This is a genomic window from Ruminococcus sp. (assembly GCF_017650195.1).
GTDB lineage: Bacteria > Bacillota > Clostridia > Oscillospirales > Ruminococcaceae > Ruminococcus.
On record NZ_JAGCFH010000024.1, the window covers coordinates 1 to 3,643 of the forward strand.

At 40.3% G+C, this 3,643-nt stretch carries 6 protein-coding genes and 1 riboswitch; all 6 genes read right to left on the minus strand.

The window, feature by feature from the left end; all coding sequences use genetic code 11:
* Positions 1–407: hypothetical protein (locus J6U00_RS01015; protein WP_296577718.1), on the minus strand; the 407-nt coding region annotated here is incomplete at its 3' end.
* A 34-nt stretch (positions 408–441) separates the two neighbouring features.
* Positions 442–924 (minus strand): GNAT family N-acetyltransferase, encoded by a 483-nt coding sequence (locus J6U00_RS01020; RefSeq protein WP_296577721.1) that lies wholly within the window; start codon positions 922–924, stop codon positions 442–444.
* 5 nt (positions 925–929) lie between these two features.
* Positions 930–1,700 (minus strand): thiazole synthase, encoded by a 771-nt coding sequence (locus J6U00_RS01025; RefSeq protein ID WP_296577723.1) that lies wholly within the window; start codon positions 1,698–1,700, stop codon positions 930–932.
* 12 nt (positions 1,701–1,712) lie between these two features.
* Entirely contained in the window at positions 1,713–2,351 is a 639-nt protein-coding gene (gene thiF / locus J6U00_RS01030; protein WP_296577725.1) for a sulfur carrier protein ThiS adenylyltransferase ThiF, read from the minus strand.
* Between the two features lies 1 nt (position 2,352).
* On the minus strand, positions 2,353–2,547 hold the full coding sequence (thiS, locus tag J6U00_RS01035) for a sulfur carrier protein ThiS (RefSeq protein WP_296577726.1): 195 nt from the start codon (positions 2,545–2,547) through the stop codon (positions 2,353–2,355).
* A gap of 58 nt (positions 2,548–2,605) precedes the next feature.
* Positions 2,606–2,712, minus strand: a riboswitch (TPP riboswitch).
* Between the two features lie 56 nt (positions 2,713–2,768).
* A complete protein-coding gene (locus tag J6U00_RS01040; protein WP_296577728.1) occupies positions 2,769–3,629 on the minus strand; it encodes a radical SAM protein in 861 nt (286 codons plus the stop codon).
* Positions 3,630–3,643 lie beyond the last annotated feature (14 nt).

Here is a 3,643-nt window from a genome sequence, read left to right on the forward strand (position 1 = left end):
AGAATAGTTTTAAAAATTATTGCATGAACTTGTGTTATCTCTATATTTAGAAAATTAAATATTCCAGTCTGATTAATATTATGACTTTGCTTTATCATAAACAGTTTACTTATAATTTTGATTTCAAAGCCTGTCTTGCACAGTAGGAGCTTGATAATCTGATCCAGTATAACAAGAACAGATGCTGTAAGAGCAGTTACACTAAACTTTTTAATATCAAACCGCGTATCTATAAAGGAAACAGCCTTCCATAAAAGACACATAAATATAAAGCTTATAACAACATATAACAGAAAGCCAAGACCTCTTTCAATGCTTTTGAAATATTTTATATAGTAAAATAACGATGAGCAAGGAATGATAAGAAACACAAGATAATGTTTAAATAAAAACTCTTTTTTATCCATAAGTAAAGTATATTCCTTTCTGCGTATACTGCGCTTAAAGCGCTATTATAGCAATGGTCTCTTCGCCGTCTTTCTCTCCGTTTGGCTCAAAACCAAATGAACGATACAAATTTTGTGCAACTATGTTTTCCTCTTCATAAGACAGCCAGCACTTCTCTGCATTTCCACAGGGATATGTGTGTATAAAATCAAGTGCCAGCTTCAATGCAGCTTTTCCGTAACCCTTATTCTGAAAATGCCTATCTATCATAAATCGCCAAATATTATAATTATTGTATGCAATCTGCGGCGGATCTTCCCAGTATTCATCTGTTCCAAAACCTATCATGACAAAACCCACAGGCGTATCTCCGTCGTATATCCCGAAAGGAAAAACTTGACCGCCGCCGGTCATTGCAGCATAAGCCTCTATTATGCTTGTTTTATTGTCGGCAACGAATTTCCTCTGACTTTCATCAACACTAAGCCCTATTATATCCCATACATTTCTTCCGTTTACTTTTTCCAAACGTATCATAGTACTCAATCCCTCAGAAATCCGGTAAGTGTATCCGACGGTGTTGCTCCTCTAGTAAGTACTCGTCCCAGACCTGATAAATATGCATTTCTTCCCGCTTCTATCGCTTTTCTGAAAGCTTCAGCCATTACAGGAAGATTACCTGCTGTAGCAAGTGCAGTATTTGACATAACCGCAGCTGCTCCCATTTCCATTGCCTCACAAGCCTGTGAAGGTCTGCCTATACCTGCATCAACGATTATGGGCAAATCAATTTCGTCAATGAGTATCTGTATGAAATCCCTTGTAGCTAGCCCCTTGTTGGAACCTATAGGCGAAGCAAGAGGCATCACGGAAGCTGCTCCTGCGTTTACAAGATCACGGGCTGTATTAAGGTCTGGATACATATAGGGCATTACAACAAAACCCTCTTTCGCAAGTATTTCTGTAGCTCTAACCGTTTCCAGATTATCGGGTAAAAGGTACTTTGTGTCACGCATTATCTCTATCTTTACAAAGTCGCCGCAACCAAGCTCACGTGCAAGCCTTGCTATACGTACTGCCTCATCGGCATTTCTTGCGCCAGACGTATTTGGAAGAAGAGTCACTCCCTTAGGTATATAGTCAAGAATATTTTCGTGCTCCTTTGAATTTGTCCTGCGTACAGCAAGAGTTATTATCTCAGCACCTGCATACTTAACAGCTGCTTCGATAAGACTTAGTGAATACTTGCCAGAACCAAGTATAAAACGTGAGGAGAATTCATGCCCTCCTATTATCAATTTATCATTATCCATTTCAACCATTCCTTATATATCAAATTTTTCGGCTATTATTCTCAATACTGCATGAGCCTGATGTGCTGCACAGACAAGAACTCTTGAAGAGATTAGCCCCATACCATCAGAAATATCGCTCACCTCATCGCCGCAGAGATAAAAGTGCTCTGTTATTCGCTTTGTTCTTATCATATTTGAGGGAGCGATTCCAGCCATACCAGAGCCAGATACAAGGAACTTGCCTGGCATTTCTTCAAGTACGCAGTTAACAAGCATTGCTTTCTGATCTGCCTTGTCAAAAGCTTCAACTATTATATCCTCGTCTGAAAGCAGATTTGAGATATTATCCTCTGTAAGCCTTATACAGTCCTTCCTTATATCACAATAAGGCGCTATACGCTTTAAAGAATCATAAAGTGCTTCTGTTTTAGGTATACCGATCTGATCCGCAAAATACATCTGACGGTTGAGATTCGATATTTCAACATTATCAAAATCAATGATATGAAGCCTTCCAACGCCTGCTCTTGCAAGTGCGCTAGCTATATTTGAGCCCAGTCCGCCGAGACCGCATACTGCAACAGAAGCATTTTCGAGCTTTTCCTGGAGCTCAGCGCCGTGTCTTTCGACCAAAGCAGAATATATTTCATCTTTTGAAGGTATATCCATATCAGCCGCCTCCGACAAAACGGACTATCTCAACATGATCTCCGTCCTTAAGGATAGTTTCGCCGTATCTGGCTTTAGGCACGATCTCCTCGTTCAGCTCCACGGCAACGTGCTGAACATTGATCCCCATATCAGCCAGTACCTCTGTTACACTCTTTCCGTCTTTTTCAAGCGATTCACCGTTAATCTTGACCATAATAATACCTCCGGATAAAAAATCAGGGAACAGCCGAACGCAGTTCCCTGAATGTATCCTTTTTACAAAACAGACTCCCTACGCTGGCATTACCCAAATCAGGTTAAAGGGTCGAAGGTATCACCTTCCTCTCAGCCTGTCCTACAAGCTCCCCTGCGTTAACTATTATATCACTCTGTTTTATAAAAATCAATAGCAATTTTCAATTTTTATCATTTTACTCAAAAAAATGACATCTGTTCATACTTGTCCGGAAGCTCTGATAAATAATCGAAGCACTTATTATTCTGCATCATACCGTACCTTTCGCAGAAATCATCAAGCTTTCTCATGAGCTTTGAGCTGTTTTCACTTTCGACTATATAGGAATTCCCGAATTCTCTCCGGTACCTTTCAGACATTCCGGGGAAATGTCTGTCAAGAGCCGCATAAAAGTATTCCCTGTTCCCTTCACGGAGAGTCAGTCCGATACCGAAGCATATTATTCCCTTTACGCCTGCTTCCGAACAGTATCCAAGAAGTCCAGCAAGATTTTCCTCCGTATCATTTATATAAGGCAGAAAGGGAGAAAGCCATACTATAGTCGGGATATTGCGTTTTTTCATCTCCGTAAGCACCTCATACCGCCTGCTCGTAGCACACACGCCCGGCTCGATAATACTGCAAAGCTTATCTTCAAATGTCGTCATCGTCATCTGCACTACCGCTTTTGAATGCTCGTTTATAGAGGCAAATAGGTCAATATCACGCATTATTAGGTCAGATTTTGTTTGAACAGTTGCTCCGAACTGATAACTGTCAATAAGTTCAAGACACTGTTTTGTGAGTTTTAGCTCTGATTCCAGAGGAATGTAAGGATCTCCCATGGCGCCTGTACCTATCATACATCTTTTTCTTTTTGAATGCAGAGCCTTTTCAAGCAGTTCAGGCGCATTTATTTTAACTTCGATATCCTCAAATGCGTGAGACATATTATAGCAAAGACTTCGGCTATCACAGTAAATACAGCCGTGTGAACAGCCTCTGTAAATATTTATTCCATTCTTATTCGAAAGAATCCCTTTAGCTTCGGTAAAATGCATAACTGCTCCTTATC

Bases quoted from the DNA above. Each gene is read 5' to 3' on its own strand.
- J6U00_RS01040 (WP_296577728.1), bottom strand. From the start codon at position 3,629: ATGCATTTTACCGAAGCTAAAGGGATTCTTTCGAATAAGAATGGAATA.
- J6U00_RS01025 (WP_296577723.1), bottom strand. From the start codon at position 1,700: ATGGATAATGATAAATTGATAATAGGAGGGCATGAATTCTCCTCACGT.
- J6U00_RS01020 (WP_296577721.1), bottom strand. From the start codon at position 924: ATGATACGTTTGGAAAAAGTAAACGGAAGAAATGTATGGGATATAATA.
- thiS (WP_296577726.1), bottom strand. From the start codon at position 2,547: ATGGTCAAGATTAACGGTGAATCGCTTGAAAAAGACGGAAAGAGTGTA.
- thiF (WP_296577725.1), bottom strand. From the start codon at position 2,351: ATGGATATACCTTCAAAAGATGAAATATATTCTGCTTTGGTCGAAAGA.